A 246-nucleotide genomic window follows, 5' to 3' on the forward strand; every position below is an offset into this window, starting at 1 on the left:
CCCCCTTTGGTCCGTAGACATTATGCGGTATTAGCAGTCGTTTCCAACTGTTGTCCCCCACCTCAAGGCATGTTCCCAAGCATTACTCACCCGTCCGCCGCTCGTCAGCAAAGTAGCAAGCTACTCTCTGTTACCGCTCGACTTGCATGTGTTAGGCCTGCCGCCAGCGTTCAATCTGAGCCATGATCAAACTCTTCAATTAAAAAGTTTTATGTCTTTCGACAGCTCAATGAATTCTGAATTTTT

Annotated in this window: 1 rRNA gene; it reads right to left on the reverse strand. The window is 47.6% G+C overall.

Annotated elements, in window-relative coordinates:
• Positions 1-202 (reverse strand): 16S ribosomal RNA (locus H5116_RS20570); the annotation flags it as partial.
• Positions 203-246 lie beyond the last annotated feature (44 nt).

The sequence above is a fragment of the Pseudoalteromonas sp. SG45-2 genome, from assembly GCF_014164115.1.
Taxonomy (GTDB): Bacteria; Pseudomonadota; Gammaproteobacteria; order Enterobacterales; family Alteromonadaceae; genus Pseudoalteromonas; species Pseudoalteromonas distincta.